Source organism: Fibrella musci (genome assembly GCF_041321105.1).
In the GTDB taxonomy this organism is placed as follows: domain Bacteria; phylum Bacteroidota; class Bacteroidia; order Cytophagales; family Spirosomataceae; genus Fibrella; species Fibrella musci.
The window spans coordinates 608,875-630,585 of record NZ_JBGGWD010000003.1 but is presented as its reverse complement, the minus strand read 5'-3'; the positions used below and the strand labels follow the sequence as shown (position 1 = coordinate 630,585).

General features: G+C 53.0%; 18 protein-coding genes. 6 read left to right on the top strand and 12 right to left on the bottom strand.

Annotated features, from left to right (window positions below; all coding sequences use genetic code 11):
* Positions 1-187: 187 nt before the first annotated feature.
* Positions 188-787, top strand: coding sequence for a guanylate kinase (gene gmk, locus ACAW74_RS12510; RefSeq protein ID WP_370698542.1), 600 nt, complete (start codon positions 188-190; stop codon positions 785-787).
* A gap of 6 nt (positions 788-793) precedes the next feature.
* Positions 794-1,381: a nicotinate (nicotinamide) nucleotide adenylyltransferase gene (gene nadD, locus ACAW74_RS12505; protein ID WP_370698541.1), complete on the top strand. Its 588-nt coding sequence runs from the start codon at positions 794-796 to the stop codon at positions 1,379-1,381.
* A gap of 107 nt (positions 1,382-1,488) precedes the next feature.
* Here nadD and ACAW74_RS12500 read toward each other — a convergent pair whose 3' ends face one another.
* From ACAW74_RS12500 to cysS, 3 genes are all read right to left on the bottom strand, one after another.
* Complete coding sequence (locus tag ACAW74_RS12500) at positions 1,489-1,884, bottom strand: hypothetical protein (protein WP_370698540.1); 396 nt, start codon at positions 1,882-1,884, stop codon at positions 1,489-1,491.
* Positions 1,874-2,899 carry a M28 family peptidase gene (locus ACAW74_RS12495; RefSeq protein WP_370698539.1) on the bottom strand — a complete coding sequence of 342 codons (1,026 nt, stop codon included), beginning with the start codon at positions 2,897-2,899 and terminating at the stop codon, positions 1,874-1,876. Before ACAW74_RS12495 ends, ACAW74_RS12500 begins: the two co-directional genes overlap by 11 nt.
* A 98-nt stretch (positions 2,900-2,997) precedes the next feature.
* Positions 2,998-4,503: a cysteine--tRNA ligase gene (cysS, locus tag ACAW74_RS12490; protein ID WP_370698538.1), complete on the bottom strand. Its 1,506-nt coding sequence runs from the start codon at positions 4,501-4,503 to the stop codon at positions 2,998-3,000.
* A 122-nt stretch (positions 4,504-4,625) separates the two neighbouring features.
* On the opposite strand from cysS, the gene ACAW74_RS12485 reads away from it, so the two are divergent.
* Complete coding sequence (locus tag ACAW74_RS12485; protein ID WP_370698537.1) at positions 4,626-5,834, top strand: hypothetical protein; 1,209 nt, start codon at positions 4,626-4,628, stop codon at positions 5,832-5,834.
* Between the two features lie 40 nt (positions 5,835-5,874).
* Complete coding sequence (locus tag ACAW74_RS12480; RefSeq protein ID WP_370698536.1) at positions 5,875-6,552, top strand: GNAT family N-acetyltransferase; 678 nt, start codon at positions 5,875-5,877, stop codon at positions 6,550-6,552.
* Between the two features lie 36 nt (positions 6,553-6,588).
* Here ACAW74_RS12480 and ACAW74_RS12475 read toward each other — a convergent pair whose 3' ends face one another.
* Together ACAW74_RS12475 and ACAW74_RS12470 are read right to left on the bottom strand one after the other, a co-directional pair.
* Entirely contained in the window at positions 6,589-7,782 is a 1,194-nt protein-coding gene (locus ACAW74_RS12475) for a glycosyltransferase family 87 protein (RefSeq protein WP_370698535.1), read from the bottom strand.
* 91 nt (positions 7,783-7,873) lie between these two features.
* Complete coding sequence (locus tag ACAW74_RS12470) at positions 7,874-8,458, bottom strand: thioredoxin family protein (protein ID WP_370698534.1); 585 nt, start codon at positions 8,456-8,458, stop codon at positions 7,874-7,876.
* A gap of 198 nt (positions 8,459-8,656) precedes the next feature.
* Here ACAW74_RS12470 and ACAW74_RS12465 point away from each other — a divergent pair, with 198 nt between their 5' ends.
* Positions 8,657-10,627: a sensor histidine kinase gene (locus tag ACAW74_RS12465; RefSeq protein WP_370698533.1), complete on the top strand. Its 1,971-nt coding sequence runs from the start codon at positions 8,657-8,659 to the stop codon at positions 10,625-10,627.
* A gap of 80 nt (positions 10,628-10,707) precedes the next feature.
* Here ACAW74_RS12465 and ACAW74_RS12460 read toward each other — a convergent pair whose 3' ends face one another.
* Positions 10,708-11,502, bottom strand: a complete 795-nt coding sequence (locus ACAW74_RS12460; RefSeq protein ID WP_370698532.1) for a DUF547 domain-containing protein — start codon at positions 11,500-11,502, stop codon at positions 10,708-10,710.
* Positions 11,503-11,626: 124 nt separating this feature from the next.
* On the opposite strand from ACAW74_RS12460, the gene ACAW74_RS12455 reads away from it, so the two are divergent.
* On the top strand, positions 11,627-13,945 hold the full coding sequence (locus ACAW74_RS12455; protein ID WP_370698531.1) for a S8 family serine peptidase: 2,319 nt from the start codon (positions 11,627-11,629) through the stop codon (positions 13,943-13,945).
* 84 nt (positions 13,946-14,029) lie between these two features.
* Here ACAW74_RS12455 and ACAW74_RS12450 read toward each other — a convergent pair whose 3' ends face one another.
* The 6 genes from ACAW74_RS12450 to ACAW74_RS12425 all read right to left on the bottom strand — a co-directional run bounded on the left by ACAW74_RS12450 (position 14,030) and on the right by ACAW74_RS12425 (position 21,630).
* Positions 14,030-14,848 carry a M57 family metalloprotease gene (locus tag ACAW74_RS12450; protein WP_370698530.1) on the bottom strand — a complete coding sequence of 273 codons (819 nt, stop codon included), beginning with the start codon at positions 14,846-14,848 and terminating at the stop codon, positions 14,030-14,032.
* Positions 14,849-15,034: 186 nt separating this feature from the next.
* Positions 15,035-15,856, bottom strand: a complete 822-nt coding sequence (locus tag ACAW74_RS12445) for a M57 family metalloprotease (RefSeq protein ID WP_370698529.1) — start codon at positions 15,854-15,856, stop codon at positions 15,035-15,037.
* 318 nt (positions 15,857-16,174) lie between these two features.
* Positions 16,175-17,092 (bottom strand): alpha/beta hydrolase, encoded by a 918-nt coding sequence (locus tag ACAW74_RS12440; protein WP_370698528.1) that lies wholly within the window; start codon positions 17,090-17,092, stop codon positions 16,175-16,177.
* A gap of 36 nt (positions 17,093-17,128) precedes the next feature.
* Positions 17,129-18,382, bottom strand: a complete 1,254-nt coding sequence (locus ACAW74_RS12435) for a serine hydrolase domain-containing protein (protein WP_370698527.1) — start codon at positions 18,380-18,382, stop codon at positions 17,129-17,131.
* A 188-nt stretch (positions 18,383-18,570) separates the two neighbouring features.
* Entirely contained in the window at positions 18,571-19,950 is a 1,380-nt protein-coding gene (locus tag ACAW74_RS12430) for a sugar transferase (RefSeq protein WP_370698526.1), read from the bottom strand.
* A gap of 153 nt (positions 19,951-20,103) precedes the next feature.
* Positions 20,104-21,630 carry a capsule assembly Wzi family protein gene (locus ACAW74_RS12425; RefSeq protein ID WP_370698660.1) on the bottom strand — a complete coding sequence of 509 codons (1,527 nt, stop codon included), beginning with the start codon at positions 21,628-21,630 and terminating at the stop codon, positions 20,104-20,106.
* Between the last annotated feature and the right edge of the window lie 81 nt (positions 21,631-21,711).

Below are 21,711 nucleotides of genomic sequence, written 5' to 3'. Positions count from 1 at the left end.
GGACCTGAGTTTTGATTTACCGTATTCGTCAGGCAACAAAAAGGTGCTTTTAACGAAACAGATAGTTAGGTTGTGTTACAACGTACCTGGCATCGAGGGAAGGCTAAGCCCGGCTGACCGGATTTTTGTACTTTTGTCTGACTGACCACCTTGAGTAAATCAGTGATCACGCAAAACAGCAATCCCTTTGGAAGGCAAACTCATCATTTTTTCGGCGCCATCCGGCTCCGGTAAGACGACTATCGTCCGGCATCTGCTCAATACCAATGATAATTTAGGATTCTCGATTTCGGCCTGTACGCGCGACCGCCGTGGTCGTGCCGAACAAAACGGGAAAGACTATTACTTCCTGACGCCCGACGAGTTTAAAGAGAAGATCGACAACAGTGAGTTTGTCGAATGGGAAGAGGTTTACGTTGGCGCGTTTTACGGTACGCTTAAATCGGAGATCGAACGTGTATGGGCTAGCGGTAAGCATGTTCTGTTCGATGTAGACGTGCAGGGGGGGCTCAAGCTGAAGAACTATTACGGCGACCGGGCGTTGGCTGTTTTCGTGAAAGTGCCCAACGAAGAAACACTTCGGCAGCGCCTCATCGGGCGTGGCACCGAAACCGAAGACAGCCTCTCGAAACGGCTCTTTAAAGTGCACTTCGAGATGTCGTTTCAGAATCAGTTCGATGTGGTGCTGGTCAATGACACCCTTGACGACTCGTTTGCCAAAGCGCAGAAACTGGTCGACGATTTTCTGCAAAATAACGTAGTGCCCGCTAAAGGGGCCGAAATCTGATTCCGTATGCAGATTGGTCTTTTCTTCGGCTCGTTTAACCCCATTCACGTTGGCCACATGATTATCGCCAACACAATGGCCCACACGACCGATCTGGAACAGGTATGGTTTGTGGTGTCGCCGCAAAACCCGTTTAAGAAGACGAAAAGCCTGCTACACGAGTTCGACCGGCTCGATATGGTAGAACGGGCCATCGCCGATAACAATAGGCTGAAGGCGACCGACATTGAGTTTTCAATGCCCAAACCCAGCTATACGATCGATACGCTGGATCGGCTGCGCGAGAAATTCCCGCAGCACACCTTTCGGCTGATTATGGGCGAAGACAACCTCGACCAATTTGCCAACTGGAAAGCCTACGAACGACTACTAGACGAGTTTGGGCTGTATGTGTACCCTCGCCCCCTGCGCAACGGAGTGGTGGCTACGGCTAGCCCCTTCCGGGAGCATCCTAACGTGCGCCTGGTGACGGCTCCGTTACTCGATATTTCGGCCACGTTTATCCGCGAGGCTGTGCGAGCCAACCGGCCTATCCGCTATATGGTGCCCGAGGTGGTAGAGGAGATGATCGTTCGGAAGAAGTTTTACCTCTAGCTCTGGATTACTGAAGCAAAAGCAAAAGAGCCCACAGCTTGGCGTGTTGTCCGCAAACGACACGTCAAACTGTGGGCTCTTTTAATTAGGAGCAAGCCTGCCTTTGCTCAGGGTATCCCGTTCTGGACGGTTACTTCCGAAACCAACCCAACCGCGTTGACGCGCAAGGCGACGCTTTTGGCGTTTGATTTGGCCCCAACGTTGCCGTCGCACTGCGGGCCTTTCTCGACGTAATAAATGTACAGTTTCTGGTTACGGTCGGTAATCTGGTTGATGTCGGGCCGGCCGAGCATTTTGCCCAAGTCGTTGGAGTGAATGCCCTTGATCTGATCGCGTACCGCCATAAAGTCGCTGAGCAGACCGGGACGTACCCCGTTGCAGGCGCCCCGGTCGTTGCGCCAAGCTTTCAGGTTGAGCTTGCCAAGGCTGTCGGGCCCTGCGCAACTCAGGCAAACCGCCAAAAGGGCGATGGCAGAGGCGATCCGGTTCATGTTAGGCAGCATTAGGCTGTTCGTTATAAGCAACCTGAATGAGCGTTTGCCCAACCGCTTTGAGCGTACCCCGGTCGATGTTGCGCATATCGTCTTCAGTAGTGTGCCAATCGGGGAAGAAACCTCCTACCTGACTGGTATGAATAATATCGATCATCGGAATTTTCGCGATCAAGTTCGGAGCCATGTGGTCATCGGTAATGGCGCCTCCATTGGCATCGACAAAATATTGGCCAAAACCTAGCTGACTGGCTGTATTCCAGACGGTTTGTACTACGCTAGGCGCATATTGCATGGAATAGCCTTCCTTCATAAAGGTAGCGCCTTTAGCCCCAACCATGTCGAGCAATACGCCATAATAGGCCGTGTAACCCGGTTTGTGCGGGTTTTTAGCCCAATGCCGCGATCCTAGGCAGAAACCGATGTAGTCGAAGTCGCCGCTCGCCGCTTCGCGGTCTCCGGTAACTTCATCGCCATCACCCCAGTCTTCGGCGTCGAAGAAAACCAGGTCGATGCCTACAGTTGGTTTGGTTTTCGCCTGTTGGATGGTGCGGGCCATTTCGAGCAGAACGGCTACGCCACTGGCGCCGTCGTTGGCGGCGGCCACGGGCTTCGTGTGGTTAGCGGCGAGGCTATCGTTATCGGCGCGGGGGCGGCTATCCCAATGCGACGAAAACAGAATGCGCTTTGCTGCGGCCGGGTTGATACTACCGATGATATTCCGACCCTTGATGATGGTACCATCCCAGGCTTTCGCCGTAAACGGCTGCTCGGTTACCTCGCAACCATACGCTTTCAGCTTTGCCGCGATGTAGTCGCCGCCGCGCACGTGGGCAGGGGTGTTGGGCACACGCGGCCCGAACGCCAGTTGTTGCTCAATGAAGGCATAGGCTGAGTCACCTGAAAAGGCAGGAGCGGCTACCATGGTTGATCCTGATTCGGTCGCTTCCGACGACTGGTTTTTCTTATCGTCGCAGGCGGCAACGAACAACGCACAGGCCATGATGGCCAGAAAGGCTTTTTTCATAAGAACAAAAGTAGCCAACCGGCTGCTGGCTGATTACTTAACGCTTACACCTACATCAACTGTGCAGGTTTGCTCAATATAAGGTGACACAAGTCAGGCTACTCTTCGTAGGCCCAGTCGATGCGGTGTTTCATGTCGCGGATCACCAGTCCCTGCGCTTTGAAGTAGGTACGTACCTGATCCACTTTGTCGTAAAGGCGTTGGGTTTTGTATTCGCGGTACAGATCGAGCATGCCCGTAATCATCGCGGCGGGTGTGGGCCGGTGCGGCGACCCAATGGGTTCTTCCTGCAAGCCCAACACGTCTTCGATAAACTGCACAAACGTGTCCTTGAGTTGATTGAAGGCCTCTTCACCCAACTGCCCCATCGTGAGCTGATGGGTGTCGAGCTGATTGATTTTCTTCAGCAGGCTGAACAGGTGCCCAATGGCGACAGCCGTGTTCAGGTCGTCGTTGAGTGCATCGTACAGCGACTGCCGGTAACCGGCAATTTCGTCGCCTTGTTTTGGGTCAATGGCCACGTCGGCTTCGGCCTCAAATGTCATGGCTTTCAGCAAGCGCAGGCCGTTGATCAGTCGCCGGTATCCTTTCTGCGCTGCTTTCAGGGCGTCGTTCGAGAAGTCGAGCGTACTGCGGTAATGCGATTGCAGCATGAAAAACCGGACTGTCATCGGGCTATAGCCTTGGTCGAGCAGCGGGTGATTGCCCGAAATCAACTCCGACGGCAAAAACGAGTTGCCCAGCGACTTACTCATCTTCTGCCCATTGACGGTCAGCATGTTGGAGTGCATCCAGTAACGTACCGGGTCGTGGTCGTTGAGGCCATGCCCCTGCGCAATTTCGCACTCGTGGTGCGGGAATTTAAGGTCCATGCCGCCCCCGTGAATGTCGAACTGCGTACCCAGGTACTTCGTGCTCATGCAGGTGCACTCCAGGTGCCAGCCGGGGAACCCCATGCCCCAGGGCGAGGGCCAGCGCATCAGGTGCTCCGGCGCGGCGTTTTTCCAGATAGCAAAGTCGAGCGGGTTGCGCTTTTCGCTTTGGCCGTCGAGTTCGCGGGTTTCGTTTAGCAGATCGTCCAGAATCCGGCCCGACAATTTCCCGTATTGGCCCCCATTCCGATTGTAAGCTTCAATGTCGAAATACACCGACCCGTTCGATTCGTAAGCCAGCCCTTTATCGATCAGGTCTTTAACGGCTTCGATCTGCTCGATCATGTGACCCGTCGCGGTCGGCTCGATGCTTGGCGGCAGCAGGTTGAACTGAAGCAGTACGTCGTGGAAATTGTTGGTATACCGCTGCACAATTTCCATCGGCTCCACTTTTTCCAGCTTAGCCATGCGCCCGATTTTATCTTCGCCTTCGTCGCCGTCGCCCACCAAGTGCCCCACGTCGGTGATGTTCCGAACGTACCTGACCTTGTAGCCGATGAACGTCAGGTAGCGGAAAAGCGTGTCGAACGTCAGAAACGTCCGAAGGTTACCGAGGTGCACGTAGTTGTAAACGGTAGGCCCACACACATACAAACCGACGTGTGGAGCGCTGATGGGTTCAAACCGTTCTTTCTGGCGGGAGAGTGTATTGTAAAGCGATAGGGGTTGCATGAAGCAAAAATAGTCTTCAGTCCTTAGTTTTCTGTCTTCTGTTTTCTCGCCATCCCTTAATTCTGTAGTGTAGCAGCATAACTGAGAACGGAAGACTGAGAACTGAGAACTATTTTTACAGGATGCAACTGATAGAAGTGGGCCAGGATGCGGCTCTTCATACCGAATTTCTTCAATTGCCGGTTCGGCTCTATAAAAACGACCCCTGCTGGATCAGGCCTCTGGATGATGACATCGAGATCGTATTTGATCCTAAACGGAATAAACTGTTCGATGCCGGCGGTGAGTGTGTACGTTGGCTCTTGAAAGACGCCGCCGGACAGACCATCGGCCGGGTGGCGGCGTTTGTCAACCAGAAAATGGTGCAGTCGGAGCGGGACCAGCCCACGGGCGGCATGGGCTTTTTTGAATGTATCGATGACGAGGCGGCGGCTTTCCGGCTGTTCGACGCCTGCCGCGACTGGCTGGCGCAGCGGGGTATGGAGGCGATGGAAGGCCCCATCAATTTCGGCGATCGCGACCGCTGGTGGGGGCTTTTGGTCGAAGGGTTCGACAAAGAACCGAACTATGGCATGCCCTACACGAAGCCGTATTACGTGCCATTCTTCGAAAATTACGGTTTTGGGGATTACTTTCAGCAGCATACGTTTTCGCTGGCGATTCACTACGATGAATTGATGGCCAACGGCATGCAGCAGAAAGTGCTCGACCGGGCACAGGCCATCCTCGACAACCCGGAATACACCTTCGAGTATATTCAGAAAAACAAGCTGCCCCAGTACGCTGCCGATTTCGCTGAGATCTACACGAAGGCTTGGGCGAAAATTCTGGGTACGCCCGACATGACGGCCGAAAAAGCCCTGTCGCTCATGAACAAGATGAAACCGGTCATGGAAGAAAACCTGATCTGGTTTGGCTACCACGGCGAGGGGGCATCGCGTCAGCCGGTCGCGTTTTTCGTGATGTTGCCCGAACTGAACCAGTATTTCAAGCACGTAAATGGCAAAATGGACCTGCGCGGCAAGCTCACGTTCCTGTACCATAAACTGTTCAAGCCTACTAATAAGGCGTTTGGCCTGATCTTCGGTGTTGTGCCTGATTTTCAGGGGAAAGGCATCGAGTCGGCTATTGCCATTGCTTACCCGTCGCGCGAGGTGTGGGGCGGTAAAAAGCACCAGTTCAGCGCGCTGGAACTGAACTGGATCGGCGACTTCAACGTCAGGATGATCCGGTTTTCTAAAATGCTGGGTGGTAAAATCAGTAAACGTCACATCACGTATCGTTATCTGTTCGACCGCTCGAAGGAATTTAAGCGTCACCGGGTTCTTTAACAGGTTTGGGCCACAAGCACCTAGCCGACCACACCGCAACATGAAGGGGCAGGATCTCGATCTGTTTCTAAGTATGGGTTATTTTCGGATGCACCAGAATGTGTTTACCTGCAACTTTCTGGTCTTCGAGGAGAAACTGTACCCGGTGCACTGGTTGCGGGTCGATCTGGAACGGGTGGCGTTCGGCAAAACCCAGCGACAGCTACTGAACCGAACGGCGCGATTCAGCTTCGAGGCCAAACCGTTTCAGTTAACCGACGAGATAAAAGCCCTGCATGCCCGCTACCGGCAGCATATCGATTTCGACGCGCCCGTTAGCATCGAAGAAAGCCTTTACAGCGGCCCGCTTTTCACGGAGTTCGATACCTGGGGGCTCGAAATTCGGGATCAGGAACGCCTCATCGCGGTAGGCATTTTCGACCGGGGAAATCACACCATTGCGGGCATTATGAACGTTTACGATCCCGAATACCGGCGCTACAGTCTGGGCAAGGTGCTGATGTTGAAGAAGATCGAATTTGCGCAACAGCAGGGCCTGACCTACTATTACCCCGGTTACATCGTCAGCGGAATGCCGAAGTTCGATTATAAGGTGACGGCGGCGGAATCGGCTACCGAACTGCTCGATGCCGCCTACGACGACTGGATTCCGTTTTCGTGGGAAACGACTAAAAACATTGCCGACGAGATGTTACGCAATAGCGGGCAGGCACGCTGACAACGTACCCAGCAACGTACCTGAAGCCGTAGAAACTCAGCCCAACTGCGGCGATGCCGACAGGGGCTGTTCGTCGTCGTTGTAGGTAGGAACGGCCGCTTTGCCCAGGGCATAGCGGTGCATGAGGTAGATTAGCCGGAACCAGATTAGCACGCAGGGAAGGCCTTTCAGCACGTAGGGCTTCACAAACTCGTCGCGCCACACCTTCGGAAACAGGTCGGAGGGCGACATCACCGTGAAGATGAAGCACCCGATCAGCATGGCACGATCATACCAGGTTTTGGGGCTATAAAACCACCAGATCATCACGCCCGTAACGGCCACGATAAACACTGGCGACTCGGCAATGGGGTTGAAAATGACCTGGAAAATCAGGATCGAGGCCAGCAACATCATCCGGAACCAAAGCTCTTTGTAACGCTGTACGTAGACCAGCACCGAGCAGAACACCACAACCCCCATCCCGATAATGGCCGAGTTCGAAATATCAGGCGAAATGGTCTGGTGGATGAGTCGGTGAATCGAGAGGTTGAGCCACTTGTCCCCGTCCGATTTATTGAGCAACTCCGTCAGCCAATTCTGGTATTGCCAGAGCAGGCTATCGGGCGTGGTAAACAGCAGTGGAAACAGGGCCATCGCGACGCCCCAGCCAATCATGCTCAGCAGGAATTTGCCCTTCTGCGGGTATAGCAAAAACAGCGCCCCGCCAACCAGACTGTAGATCTTGATGTTGAAGCCCAGCAGCAGAAAAAATGCTGCCCAAACGGGTTGCCGCTTTTCAAAAGCCAGAAATGTGAAGATCGGGATGGCCGTGATGAGCGGATTGGTTTGGCTATTAGCTACCGCCGTAAACAACTCCTGCATGCAAAACCAATACATCACCACCTTCTGCCGGTGGGTGAGGGGCAGGCGATAGACGGCATAGATCCAGATACCCGTAAACAGGAAATGCCATAGAAACAGCCCTACCGAATAGGGTAGCAGGAAAATCGGCGAAAACAGGGCTCCAAAACTCGGTGCGTAGTGGTTACGATCTTCATACTCGGCCGGGTACTTGGCATACAGGTCGGTCCCTTCGATGAGGTGATCGAGCGTATGGTAGAAAATCAGGTAGTTGTTCGACTGGGTAACGAATACTGTACGGATACTGACCAACAACGCCAGAACGGCAAATACACCGAAGATGAAGCGGAAGTCGCTGAAGATTGGCTTCCTGAAAAACGATAGCATAGGGCAAAGGTAAATCCCGTAGAGACGCAATCCCTTGCGTCTCCCCCGCGACAGCAACCATTTTGTCGATAAAAGGCGTGCGTATAAGGGGTTACCGCCCTGCTACCGGCATGGCTGCCTGATGCTCTTTCACGTACGTACCTGCCTTGTAGGCGTCAAACTGTTCTTTCTGCTGGTAATTACCGCCGAAATACGTAATGATCTGGTGGAAGGTGCGTGGTTCCAGATAGCCCGCAATCGGCTGGATCATCTCCATTTTCTCGTTCAGGAACACGGTAGTCGGGTAACCCATTTTGCCCTGCAACAGGCTGATAGCCAGCTCATGTGCCTGCCCCTGATTCTTGAAGGTTTTGTCGCCGATGGTAACGTCTTCTTTCATCTCGGCGTCGAGTTTCACGGCATAGTAGTGCTCGTTGACATAGTCGATGATCGCCGCCTGACTGAACGTACGCTGATCCATCACCTTACACCAGCCACACCAGCCCGTGTATACGTCGATGACTATTTTGCGAGGGGCTTTCTGGTTGAGTTCATACGCTTGTTTGAAACTCATCCAGTTGATTTTTTTTCCTTCAGCGGTGGTTGTAGCCGCCGGTGTGGGTACGTTCATCGCCGGGCGAAAGGCAAACCCCAGTAAGGCCGTGATGAAGAGCAGAATAGGCAGTCGATAGCGCATAAGTCAGGGCCGCAAAGCCGATAAACGTAAACACAAAAATAACGGCAAAAAGCAGGCCGTAGTCAACGTAACATAAACGCTTACCAACCAACTTTTATTCCGGCAAGCCAACCCCCCTCTTCCGCTGACTCAGTAAGCACTTGATTGGCACGTACGGCTACTTATTTTTGGTAAATCCCCACTATACCATTCCTCATAATGCGTCTCTGCTGGTTTATTGGCTGGGTTTTGCTGACTATGCTTTGGGCCCCGCAATTGCAGGCGCAGGCACCGGCCGCTGTCGTGCTAACCAGCAGCGACGACCCAAGGGAGCCACTACCCATCGATGGCGCGCTGAGCCTGTATATCGACACGACCCGCCGGCAGGCCCTGCCCGACGTGCAGCTTATGCCGTTTCAGCCGGTGGGGGGCGGCGTGCCCAACATTGGCTACACGGGTAATCAGCAGGGAGTGGTGCCGTTCTGGCTGCGATTTCAGGTGCAAAATGCCACCCAACGCCCGGCCCGGCTATATGCCGCCGTCAATTTCTGGTGTTATGAGTCGTTGCAACTGTTTGTTGTTGACCGCAAAAGCGATTCGCTGTTGACTAGCTCCATCCCGATGGGCTGGCGTACGGCCGTGTCGGTGCGGCCCGTTCATAACCGGTATTACTATTTTCCGTTTTCGGTGCCGCCGGGCGGCGATTACATGGTTTACCTGCGCGTCAACAAGGCACGCGGTACGCAACTCGTCCCCATCACCCTTATCCGGCAGCAGGCCTACGAAGAGCGCATGCAACGCGACTATCTCTTTTGGGGCGGGGTGTTGCTGTCGTTGCTGTGCGTATCGGTGATGAGCCTGTTTTTCTACATCACTGCTGGCGACGGCATCTACCTCAACTACATGCTGTGCGTCTGGTGCCTGATTGGGTTCTTTGTCATCAACGACGGCTTTCTCAATCAGTATGCCTTCGACGTTCAGTTTTGGTTGCCCCGGCAGAATATCTATTTCCTGTTTCCGCTGCTCTTGTTCTACTCCCAACTCGTGTTTGTGAGAACGTTTCTGCCTATGTGGCAGACGCCCAGCCGGTGGCTGCACAAGCTGAGTTCGTGGGCGCTGATCGCCGGTTTGGTTTGCGTACTGATGCTGCTGCTCGAAGCTGTCGTAACGTACCCAGTATGGCTGGAAGTGGCTTTACTAAAGCTCTTCACCGTGCTTTACTGGCTGCCCATTCCCATCATCGTCGCGTTTGTGGCTACCAGTTTTTACCGGCGTTACTACATCCGGGCTACCTGGCTTTATCTGGTCGCCGTTGCGCCGTTTTACGTCCTGAACTTCGGACAAGTACTGGCTAACTTTGACCTAATTCCTACGTACCGAGCTTTAGTCAATTTCGATTATTACGCTGTCTCGGCCTTGCTGGAGGTGCTGGTGCTGGCGTTTGGGCTGGCGTTTCGGTACAAGCTCATGCGCGACCATAACGACCGCCTGCTGAGCAGTCAGCGCGAGCAGGAACGCATTACGTACACCACGGAGGTGGAATCGCTGGCACTCCGAAACGCCATGCTCGAAGAAAAAGAGCGCATTGCCCGCGACCTGCACGACAACGTGGGCGCTCAGTTGGCGTTCATGATCACTAGTCTATTGCACATCAGCCGACAGGTCGAGCAGCAGCCCGTAATCGACGGAAAACAGCAGGCCAATGAACTCCGGGCGGTCGTCGGCTACGCGCGCGACGCCATCCGGACCCTACGCGAAACGATCTGGGCGATCCACCAGGAGCGCTTTACCCTGACGGAGTTTGAAGACCGGCTGAACCAATATGTGAACCGCTACGTGCAGCAAACCAATGGCCTGGAGGTCGACGTGCAGATCGATGGCGACGTGAATCAGCCCCTAACGTCGGTACAGGTGCTGAATCTGTTTCGGATTGTGCAGGAGGCGTTGAGCAACGTAGTGAAGCATGCGCAGGCAACCCGGGCGAGTGTCTTTCTGGTTACCCGCGCCAACGGTACGTTCCACCTGACGATTCACGATAACGGGCGTGGGTTGAGTCTCCCCGGCAGCGACGAAAGTCTGGAGCGGCACTACGGAATCCGTAACATGAAACGCCGGGCCGAAGAACTGGGCGGGCAGTTCAGGATTTATTCGCACGAAGGCACCGTGGTCGAAGCCGTGCGGGGGAACTGACCACCAAAACGGTTCGACCCCACCGATTTGATCCTATACAGGGCAAATTGGTAGGGTCGAACCGTTTGTAATGGCCTGGTTTACTGTTCGTTGAGGCCCCAGTCGTACGTCTGATACGAAATCTTGGTATCGTCGGTGATCTTGGTTTTCGAGTATTTATTGATGACCTGCAGAACCGTCATGTTTTTCATCTTCTTGAAATCGCCACCGTACCAGTCGAAGATTTTCGACAGGCTGGCCTGCTTGGCCGTGATCGAATTCTTGCCGGGATTGTTGATGAAATCAGACGCCTGATCGTCGAGTTGGGCATCCAGTCGGCTGGGTTCGTAGGCTTCGTTGCGGAGCCGGGGGCACGATTTGGCCGCGCACACCAGCGCAAAGTGAATCCGGGGCTCATCAAACTGCTTGCGAATAATGCCGTGCTCGATGTTGTTCAGATCGTAGGTTTCGCCACCAATTTTGATGAATTTAACATCCCAGGGCGTGTTTACGAACGGAATCTTGATCTTGGCTCCGATGTCTTTAATACTCTTAACCGGGTAATGATCGAGAATCAGCTGGATCGTGTAAGCGTTGTAGGCGTTGATCCAGTACGTCAGCTTTTCGTCTTTGCTCCAGTTACCGGCCGGTGCGTTTTTGCTCAGCAAATCCAGGTATGATTTGAGTTGCGCCTTGTCTTTGGCGAAGCCTTTGTAATCGACCATACCCGTGCTGTTGACGTGTTCTTTCAGCAGTTTGTCGAAGATGGCGTGGCTGGGGGCCGCCGTAGGGGCTGCCACAGTCGGAAGCGTTACTGCCGAGTGGTGAGCCAGATAGCTACCCGACAGGCTTATCAATAAGCAGATGGCTGCGCTGGTTGAAAATAGTAGTTTCATGGTGCTCTATGTTTCTAAGATATACGGCGAAGCACCCCAAAAGGTTTGAAAACGAATTGGTAGCTTTGAGGAAGGTGTTACTGGCAGACGGTGTATGTGGCGACGGCTATTGGTTATTTTTTGTGTGAATGCAGTGCTGGGTGCGTGGGCCGCAACAGCGCAGCCAACTGCCCGGAAAGCCGTCAGCGACTATGATTTTGGCCTGCACGGGCTGCGGGCAACGTACCTGCGCTACCCCGGTCTCACGGGCGCCGGCCTGACGATCTCCATCAAAGAACAATCGTTCGATACGTCGGATATTGATTTCCGGGGACGTGTTGTGCTGACCCCGGCCACTACTAGTCGGTTTTCCGACCATGCCACCACCATGACCACCCTGCTGGGCGGCGCGGGGAACCTCATAAGCACGGGGCGGGGTGTGGCAACGGGGGCCCGGCTGGCGGCCTCGTCGTTTGAGCGCCTCCTGCCCGACACGCTGCCCGATCTGCGTCGGTTGGGCGTTTCGGTGCAGAACCATTCCTATGGCGTCGGGATCGAATCGTTTTACGGCCCCGAAGCACTGGCCTACGACCGACAGGTGCAACAGGAACCTACGCTGCTGCACGTATTTTCAGCGGGTAACAGCGGTACCGAGTCGACAACCGCCGTGCTCCCCAGCCCATTTATGACCCTGACAGGCGAGTTTAAACAGGCAAAAAATGTGCTTGTCGTGGGCGGAATCGGCAGCCGGGGCGCACTGGAAGCCCGAAGCTCACGAGGACCCACTGCCGACGGACGAATTCGCCCCGAATTGGTCGCCTATGGTAATAATGGTACGTCGGAATCGGCGGCGCTGGTATCGGGGGTGGGGACCTTGTTGCAGCAAACCTACCGCAATCAGCATGGGCAATTGCCGTCGGTAGCCTGGGTGAGAGCCTGCCTGCTGGCTTCCTGCCAGGACATTGGCCTGCCGGGTCCCGACCATGAAGCGGGATTTGGGAGCCTCAATGCGCTGGACGCTGTGACGTTAGCCCAAAAACGCCAATACCAGACCGGCACCCTTTCCACAACGGCGGTTGCTCAATCATTTACGTTGACGGTGCCACCGGGCATGGCTCGTCTGGCCGTAGCGCTGGCCTGGAACGATACCCCCGTAGCGGGGCGGGGTGCGCTGCGGCAGGACCTCGATCTCTGGCTTGAGCCCATTGGCACGAGTGGCGGTCAGGTACGTCCCTGGGTGTTGTCGCCGACGCTGCATCCCGATTCGGTGCGCTTACCCGCCCGACGCGGCATTGACCGAGTCAATAACGTGGAGCAGGTGTCGGTAACGCAGCCAACGCCAGGTACGTATCGGGTTTGGGTAGGCGCCAACCGCTTGCCCGACGGCCCCCAGCCCTATGCCGTGGCGTATAGCATCGATTCGGCCTTTACCTGGTTTAATCCTGTGGCGGGAGCGACGTTGATGGCGGGCGAACTCCAGCCGATTCGGTGGCTCTGGCAGGGCGATGCTGGGCAACGGGGTACGGTATCGGTGCAGCTAACTGGTGAAACCACCTGGCAACCGCTGGCCGACAGCGTCCGGCTGGCCGATCAGGCCGTGTGGTGGACAACTCCCGACCGAAATCAAACGGCCCGGTTGCGGATCGTGACACGTACCCGGACGTACCTGTCAGACGAATTCACGCTGGTGCGCTCGATGCGCCCGCAAGTGCTGCTCAACTGCCCTGAACGGGCCGCCATCACCTGGGTACGTCAGCCGGGCGTCGGCACATATCAACTATACAAGCTGGGTAATCAATACCTGGAGTCTACGCGTCAGACTACCGATACGATTGCTTTCTTGAGCCCGTCGGATGGTGCGTATGTGGCGGTTTGGCCAGTAATTGGGGGCAAACCCGCGCAGGCGGGGTACACCATCAACTATCAGCAGCAGGGCGTGGGTTGCTACATAAGCAGCTGGCTGGCCGACCGGCTGGTGGCCGACACCGCCCGACTGAACTTGAGCCTGAGTACCACCTGGAACCTGCGCGCACTAACCCTGGAGCGAGCTACGACGACAGATGCGTTTACGCCCTTGCAGACCTTGCCAATTCAGCCGAACCAACGGGAGTACGTATTCCTGGATCGCCCGCCAGTAGTTGGCGCAGCTCGTTACCGCGTGAAGCTGACGACCCAAACTGGCGAAACTGTGTTGACGGGCGAAGAAACGGTTTATGGCGTTCAAACTAACGCCCCGCTTGTCTTTCCAAATCCCGTACTGGCCGGGCAGCCCTTGTCTGTGGCCCTGCTCGACGAAGAGGTAACCGGCACCTGGGTTTCTCTGGATGGACGTACGCTGCAACCTGTGTCCCGGTCGGGTAGTTTGAAAGAAGTACCGACAGAGGGTCTACCTCCCGGCCTGCATCTGTTACGGCTCGATGGTGCAAAGACTGGTCGGCATGTGATTCCGGTGCTGGTTCGTTAATAACAGAAACCCCCGACACACAATCGTGCGTCGGGGGTTTACTGAATCAACGGATGTTACTGCCGCAGTTGATAAAGCTAAAGACTAGGGGTAGAGGGCCTTAAGGGCAATTTTGTCATTGGCGTTGAACGGCCGGTTCACGTTGTTGCCGATACAGGCCAGCATCCATGAGTTAGGATCGGCCGTTGCCGGTGTTCCGGGAATCTGGATAGCGCCAATCGTGCTGGCTCCTTCATTGGCAAAAGCGCCGCCGCAGCTAAACTGACGGTTCATATAATCGGTGTGGCGGAACCCAATGCAGTGGCCCATTTCGTGGGCGCAAATCGATCCAATGTAGGCCACACGCGTCGCATTGTTAACGTCACCCAGGAAGGTGTTGTTGATACGGACGAAGTTGTGAGGTTGCCCGCCGCTGGGGAAACCGGCCGAAGCCAGATATTCGGCATTGGCCGGTGATGCCAGGAAGTGGATCATCCCGCCTGAGTTTACTTTCTGGAACCGAATCGACAGGTTTTCGGCATTATACCGATTAACAGCCTCCTGAACGGCATCATCGTAGACGTCGGCCAAATTGCTTGCTACACTTACCGTGATAACCCGGGGCAGGTTGTTCACAATCTGAGTTGTCCGGTACTGCTCTTCACCACCAATCCGCATCAGTTGTTGCTGCGAACCGCGGTCGAGGTCCTTGTCGCCCAGGAAGATGTCGTTTTCAACTACATAGCCATCATCGACACGCTGAATGTTGTACGTACTGAAGCCCATGGCTCTAACCTTAGCGGTTACGGCCTCGGGTACGTCCTTGTTGTTGGCTGGTTTAGCGGTTTCGGGTGCAGCCGGCTGGCAGGCATATAATACACCACCTGCTACCAGCGCGGAGAGGTAGAACGATAAGCGTTTCATAGAGTAAGGGAGAAAAGTGTTGTTTGTTCATGCAGTAACATAACAAAGCAACACTTTTTAATGGGTTCTTCATAATCGTTAAGTGACTATTTACTGAGTGCGACATTTAGACTAAAAATTGACTAAAAAACCCCGGCCGTTTGGCCGGGGTAATGGTGTCTTGTTCAGCAGAAGGGTATGTCAATGTTAATAGAGGTAATTCAGCGCGGTGCGGTCGTTGGTGCTGAACGGTCGGTTTTGTCCATTTGCCACGCAGGCCAGCATCCACGAACTCAGGTCAGCTGATGACGGCGTGCCCGGAATCAGGATAGCGCCTACACTGCTAGCTCCTTCGTTTGAATAAGCGCCACCACAACTGATCGAACGGTCGTAGTAGTCGGTGTGCCGGAACCCGATGCAGTGCCCTACCTCGTGTGCAAACACGGTAGCATAGTAATTGACCCGCGAGGTGCCCGTTGTGGTGCCCAGCGCACTCACATTGACCAATATTTGATTATATGGGTTGCCGCCGCTGGGAAAGCCAGCCGAAGCCAGGTAACCTGAACCGGCAGGGGCTGCCGTAAGCCGTATGGCACCACCTGACGACACCCGCGTGAACGCAACCCGTAACCCTTCGGCATTATAACGGCGGATCAGTTCATCGACCGCGGTTACATATACAGAAGGTAAGCTGCTCGATACGCTAATGGTGATTGTGCGGGGTAAACTGCCTACCAGAGCAGTTGTCCGGTACTGCTCTTCGTCGCCCACGCGCAACAGACTGGCTTGTTTGCCATGACCTTGCTCCAGGGCGTGGTCATCCAGAATGATATCACCTTCGACCAGATAGCCCTCAGGGATACGCTTCATGTTCTGGGTACTAAATCCCAATTCTTTTACTTTAGCAACTACAGCCGCCGGAATCTCCTCGGCTTTGCTGGCGGCGAGATCATTTTGGGCGGTGGGCTGGCACGCAAAAGCAAATGCGCCCAGTATGATTGATGAAATGTAAATAGTTGATCTGGTCATAAAATGGGGTCGTTAGTAGTAAAAGATTAGCTGAACAATGACCCCAACAAGTAATACATTCAACATATGTTGTCAAAATCATTTTTAACAAATTTTTAATGGTACTTATAGGTTGAACGAAAATTATATATTGTGTAAAGAGGTAGTTACAAATAGTATAATATGTTAATGTAGTAATCTAATAGGGCGAAGGATGAGCTTATAGGTACAGGTAGCGCTGAACCGACATGCCCAGCTACAACATAGTCGCAGCTGGGCATGTCGGTTTGTAATCTGAATGTGTGGTGAATCCGAAGTCCTGACGAGAGCAATGATCGGTTAACGCTTACTGCCAATTGTCTTCAACCAGTTTTCAAGGGCAGCAGGCCAACCCGAAACCGATTCGCTGGGTTTCGTGCGGAGGGCGTATCCGTGGCCACCGGTAGGGTAAAGGTGCATCTCAGCAGGTACGTTCTGTTTCAGGCAGGCCATATAATAGCTGATGCTATTTTCTACGGGCACGCCTTTATCGTCCATCGAGTGAACCAGAAACGTGGGTGGCGTTTGAGCCGACACCTGCTTCTCGTTGGAATACAACTCGATCATGGCAGGATCGGCTTTCAACGTACCCAGCAGCTTATCCCGCGAGCCACCGTGGGCTTTCTCCCCAAACGTAATGACCGGGTACATCAGAATGGCAAAATTTGGTTTGGCGTCTGCTGCCGCATGAGGCCCCTGAACAGTATGGGTTGCCAGCGTCGATGCCAGATGTCCACCCGCCGAAAACCCCATAACGCCCACTTGGCCGGGATCGATGCCATATTGCGCGGCCCGTTGTCGAATCAGACGCATCGCCTGAACGGCATCGTTCAGAGGAACTTCGTGTGGGTTGGTCTGGGTACGTTCGTCGGGGAGGCGATATTTTAGAAGAAACGCAGTAATACCCCGGTCGGTAAACCAGCGGGCGATGTCAGCCCCTTCGTGGCTAGCCGCCAAGATGGAATACCCACCGCCCGGGCAGATCAACACGGAAAGCGGCGATGTCTGTTTCGCCGGCCGGTAGATGGCCAAGGTGGGGATCGTTACGTTGCTGATCCGTAGAATACCGCCTTCCGTGGTGCTGGTTTCGGTAAGGGTAATCGAAGGCTTATTGTTTGGAATGGCATTGGCGGGCCATAGAGGAAGTACTTCCTGCGCCATCGTAGTTAAAGGGAAAAGGCAGCCGATTAAGGCTCGGCGAAGCAACGATGATACCATAAAAAAGGGCTTTGTTGAACAACAAAGCCCCTGCTCTTAAATCTCTACCTCACCGCTAACGTCCTCAGTAACGGGTTTATCGTTGTCATGGAGTACGTTAATCAGATCTTTGATACCGTAAACGGTACGGTTAAATCGGTTGCCCAGAATGATAATGACGTACTCGTCTTTTGGGCTGAACCAGAACATCGTATTATAGCCTTTCCACCAACCGGTATGGTAAATAAATTCGGGCTGATTGAGCGCGTTTAGCTGCATCCGGAAACCGTAGCCATAATTTTTGGCTCCTTTCTTCTCGAAGCTTCTCGGGACAAACGCCTCCGCCAATGTCTTGCGTGAGAGCAGGCAGTCGCCGTTTAAGGCCCGGTACCAGCGGAATAGGTCATCGATGGTGGAATAGACGCCTTTGTCGCCCACTACATCATCGAAATAATCCTTCGGAATACGTCGGTTCCATTGATAGCCTGCCGTTCGATACTGGTTGATCGAGTCATTTTTGGTGGTTGCTACGTAGGTATTGTGCATACCGAGCGGCAGAAAAATGCTTCGGCGCAGGTATTCTTCGAAAGGTTGCTTTGTGACCTTCTCAACAATAGCGGCCAGCACCATGTAGTTGGTGTTATTGTAGGAAAAACCACGACCAGGTACGTTGTATCGTTTCGGCGTTGGCTTTACCGTCGCAAACCAATGCATGATATCGGCGTTGGTCGGGATTTTTGGGTTTTTCCGGTAATAGTTCACCTTCATACTATCATCGAAGGAATAAACATAGTTCGGTAGACCGCTCCGATGGCTAAGCAAGTCACGTACAGTAATGCCGTGATACGGGAAATCTGGATAGAACTGCTGAATGGAATCTGTGAAATTAATTTTGCCCAGTTCCTGCAGTTTAAGCACGGCCACGGCCGTAAACGTCTTCGAAAGCGACGCCAACTGAAACTTGGACTGCTCGACGAGAGAATCGCGGGCGTTCTTTTCAAAATGAGAAAAACCGAAGCAGTGTTTGTAAAGCACGATGCCTTTTTGGGCAATGAGCACGTTGCCGTTCAGCCCTTCGCGCACTTTTTGCTGCATAATGGCCTCAATGCGCTGCCGTTTTTCATCGGCCCGGATGGCTCGTCTCAGGTCCGCTTCCTCTTTAGGTGAGACCACCTGGTCTTCGGCGCAATTACGAACCTCGGCTGCCGATCGGTTTAGTTGATTCTGTGTAGACTGGCCACAGGAGATGCCAACTGTAATAAGTAATGATACCCAGGCAAACGGAACCCAGCGACGGAACAACACAATCATCAGCACAAACGCGGTCGCTTAATCAGTAGTTGTGATAAAATAAAACCAGTAGGCCATACTAGCATAGCAGGCCGATGGTGTAAAAATAGAAGTTACCCCACAGCCAGTCAACGACCAAAGTGTCAAAAATGTGTAAAGGATTCGTAATTGCTTACCAAGTATCTACGCAAAGTAGGGAAGGAGGTTCGCTATCGACCACGCCCTTGCACCATGACGCGCAGGGTCTGGGCAATAATCCAGAGGTCAAGAAGCAGTGATCGACGCTCAGGATAAAGTAAGTCGAACCGCAGGCGCTGTACCATCTCATCGACACTGGCTGCATAACCAAAGCGGACTTGGCCAATAGATGTAATACCCGGTTTTACTTTCAGAAGATTGGTGTATTCAGGGGCAATCTCGGTAATCTTATCGATGAAATACTGCCGTTCGGGGCGGGGCCCTACAACCGACATATCGCCCCGTAATACATTGAAGAATTGTGGAAGTTCGTCAATACGAGTCTGGCGCATAAACCGGCCCCAAGGGGTAATGCGATTATCTGCCGACCCCTGCGAGAGCGAAGGCCCGGCTTTCTCGGCATCGACATACATGCTACGAAATTTGTAGATCATGAACGGATGTCCCCGATGACCTACACGTTCCTGCGCATAAAAAATTGGCCCCCTCGAGGAGAAGCGGGTAATCGCTGCCACTAATAGAAAGAAAGGAGAACCAAGCAGTAAGACTAGCAAGGAGAAGCTGACGTCGAAGCAACGCTTAAAGAACGCAACCCGGAAATTGTCGATTTCCTGGGTGGACAGATTAAGGACGGGTAGAAAATCGTGGTATTCTACTGACGCTCCTTTTGTCAGAAACCCTCTAAAATCAACCAATAGTTTGACCTGTATGTCAAGGATTTCAGATTTATCGACCAAGTGCTTGAGTTGCGTATTATCGACATACGGCAGGCAGCAGTACACGCAATCGATCTGCTCGCGCTTGACAAAATCGACAATATCGTTGTATGAACCTGTTAGTTGAGCCTCATTATCACCAGTGTACCAGTCAAAGTAACCCTGAAAACGGAAGCCCATTTCGGGGTGTACTTCATAAAAACGTGTGATCGTATGAGCGAGTTTACCATACCCAACCACAATGAATCGGCGATTATTATATCCTCTGGCCCGGTATTCCTGCAGAAAAAGCAGACCACCAAGACGAAACACCCCCCCGCTCAACAGGAAGAGCAGGTAAGTATAAACGAGTTGCCCCCTAGAAAAATAAACCCCCTGTACAAATACCCAGAATAGGGAGATAACGGCGGCATGCAAGACGACCAGATAAAGCAACTTGCCAAGAAGTGGCCCTGCTTTAAATAGCTGCCTGGGGAAAATGTAAGGCTGTGTAATAGCAACAATAACAGCCCAACATACATTGAACGCTATCCAAAGCCACTGATAAGGTGGCTGGGCAATGGCATCGATGGTACCAAACTTTAACCAATAGGCACCAACAAACGACGCGTTCAAACACGCGAAGTCGAAGAAAACGTGCAGTGGAAAAAGTAAGATAGAATAACGATGTCTCATAGCAACTTGTAAAAGGAGCAGACCCTGCAAGGTAGCTCAGAACGAACTAACCTCGTGACAGGTATTAGGCAATGGCAAAAATCGGGCCTCCGCAAAGGTAAAAAAATAGACTTGAACGTTATCAGGAGCCTGCGAAGTACAGCCGTTTATCGATTATTGCCCCCATGTTTTACGCACGCCAAGGTATACACCTAAGTTCTTAGAGTATATACTACCGACATCAAAAGCGATTCGTCCTATAAATTCAGTGCCATTAAATGTTCGTGCATTACTACGGAACTGTATAGGAAAACCCACTTGACCAAATGCACTAAACTGAGTTAACGGTAAAGTATATGGGGTGTCGTACGTACCCAGATTACGGCTCAATGTCAATTTGGCTTGGTAAGAAGGACTGCGCATTAGCCACTTCGCTGTTATGGGTAACGTACCTGACGCTGCCAAATGCCAAGCGAAAATTCGGTTATTATCCGTAAAGACGCCATAGGTTGACGTACCGTCAGGATTGTATCTAGGCGTAATGAATGGCGTACCCAACCCCAATCGCTGATACGACCAGCCATCTCTAAACTGGGCATTGTTGAAATAGTTTACTTTACCCCGGCGTTGTGGATCTTCGATGACAAATTCGGGACCACCTTGATTTGTTGTATTCAAAAATTCAAATAGTAACGTCTGAAAGATCGCTTTTGAGTTATGACTACGAAGTCGGATTCCGTTTAGACCATCTGCTACGCTGGTTAAATAAAAGAGGGCACCCGAGTCGAACGGATTTTGTCGATATAGATAAAGGGAATGCCGCCGCAGATCAACCTCAAAAGCTAGGTCAACTGACCCCAGATGGTTACCGATGCGATTAGTCAAGTCAAAATCGGTAAGATTGTTACCGAACGGAATCAGTGACTGGTCTCCAGTGCGTAGTCCAGTCACAACTAGCATATAATCGGTAAAACTGGCTGGAAGACGCTCTGAAGTCACCAACCCTGTTCCCACTAAATCTGGGCTGACACCTCCCCACACAACGGCGTGGTTGAGACCGCCGTAAGCCCGAAACGTGCTCTGTGGCTTGCCTATCCTGAAAAACAGAGACTTTTGATGGAGAAAGGTATGCCGAACGTAACGCCCGCCCAACCAGCCATGCGCAAACGTACCCATCACAGAAAGCCAGCCTTTGGTGAAACCGATAGGCGTATAATTAGGTATGCCAATCTGGATTTTGGGTACGGGTAGCGCATTGCCCGACCAAGTGTATGAGCCTGAAGTCAGGAGGGTATCAACCAACCCAAACACCTCGCGTCGTCGGCCCACATACGCTTCAAAAATGCCAAGCCGGGCCTTCACGTAAGCCTGTTGCAGGATGAGAGGCTGGTTGGGTGGAAGGTTAGTAGCTCCGGCGGCATTCGCGACAACATCAACGCCGTAGCCAATGTCAAGCCCTCTTCGACTCGTATCATACTCCGTGGCAAAACCGATTCTAGCTGTACCCGCTGGTGTATTATAAGGTACTGACCCGTATTGATTGGCGCGTAACCAAAATGGGTTTTCGCCTGTACCCGATAGATATGCACCTACTTCAACCTGGTAGCGAGACGGCAGCCGGAGGGCGGTTGATTGAGCACTAAGCCGGCCCGTACTGAACAGGATAGAGAGCAGGAATAAACAGGAGCAGCAGTGTTTCACTAGACGCAAGGAGGTTGGTACGTATTGAGAAGAGCTTCAAAGATAGGCAGGGTTACAAAAACAAAGGCCACCTTGCTGAGA

Bases quoted from the DNA above. Each gene is read 5' to 3' on its own strand.
- ACAW74_RS12485 (WP_370698537.1), top strand. From the start codon at position 4,626: ATGCAACTGATAGAAGTGGGCCAGGATGCGGCTCTTCATACCGAATTT.
- ACAW74_RS12450 (WP_370698530.1), bottom strand. From the start codon at position 14,848: ATGAAACGCTTATCGTTCTACCTCTCCGCGCTGGTAGCAGGTGGTGTA.
- nadD (WP_370698541.1), top strand. From the start codon at position 794: ATGCAGATTGGTCTTTTCTTCGGCTCGTTTAACCCCATTCACGTTGGC.
- ACAW74_RS12500 (WP_370698540.1), bottom strand. From the start codon at position 1,884: ATGCTGCCTAACATGAACCGGATCGCCTCTGCCATCGCCCTTTTGGCG.
- ACAW74_RS12445 (WP_370698529.1), bottom strand. From the start codon at position 15,856: ATGACCAGATCAACTATTTACATTTCATCAATCATACTGGGCGCATTT.
- cysS (WP_370698538.1), bottom strand. From the start codon at position 4,503: ATGCAACCCCTATCGCTTTACAATACACTCTCCCGCCAGAAAGAACGG.
- ACAW74_RS12465 (WP_370698533.1), top strand. From the start codon at position 8,657: ATGCGTCTCTGCTGGTTTATTGGCTGGGTTTTGCTGACTATGCTTTGG.
- ACAW74_RS12460 (WP_370698532.1), bottom strand. From the start codon at position 11,502: ATGAAACTACTATTTTCAACCAGCGCAGCCATCTGCTTATTGATAAGC.
- ACAW74_RS12470 (WP_370698534.1), bottom strand. From the start codon at position 8,458: ATGCGCTATCGACTGCCTATTCTGCTCTTCATCACGGCCTTACTGGGG.
- ACAW74_RS12495 (WP_370698539.1), bottom strand. From the start codon at position 2,899: ATGAAAAAAGCCTTTCTGGCCATCATGGCCTGTGCGTTGTTCGTTGCC.
- ACAW74_RS12440 (WP_370698528.1), bottom strand. From the start codon at position 17,092: ATGGTATCATCGTTGCTTCGCCGAGCCTTAATCGGCTGCCTTTTCCCT.
- ACAW74_RS12430 (WP_370698526.1), bottom strand. From the start codon at position 19,950: ATGAGACATCGTTATTCTATCTTACTTTTTCCACTGCACGTTTTCTTC.
- ACAW74_RS12435 (WP_370698527.1), bottom strand. From the start codon at position 18,382: ATGATTGTGTTGTTCCGTCGCTGGGTTCCGTTTGCCTGGGTATCATTA.
- ACAW74_RS12475 (WP_370698535.1), bottom strand. From the start codon at position 7,782: ATGCTATCGTTTTTCAGGAAGCCAATCTTCAGCGACTTCCGCTTCATC.
- ACAW74_RS12480 (WP_370698536.1), top strand. From the start codon at position 5,875: ATGAAGGGGCAGGATCTCGATCTGTTTCTAAGTATGGGTTATTTTCGG.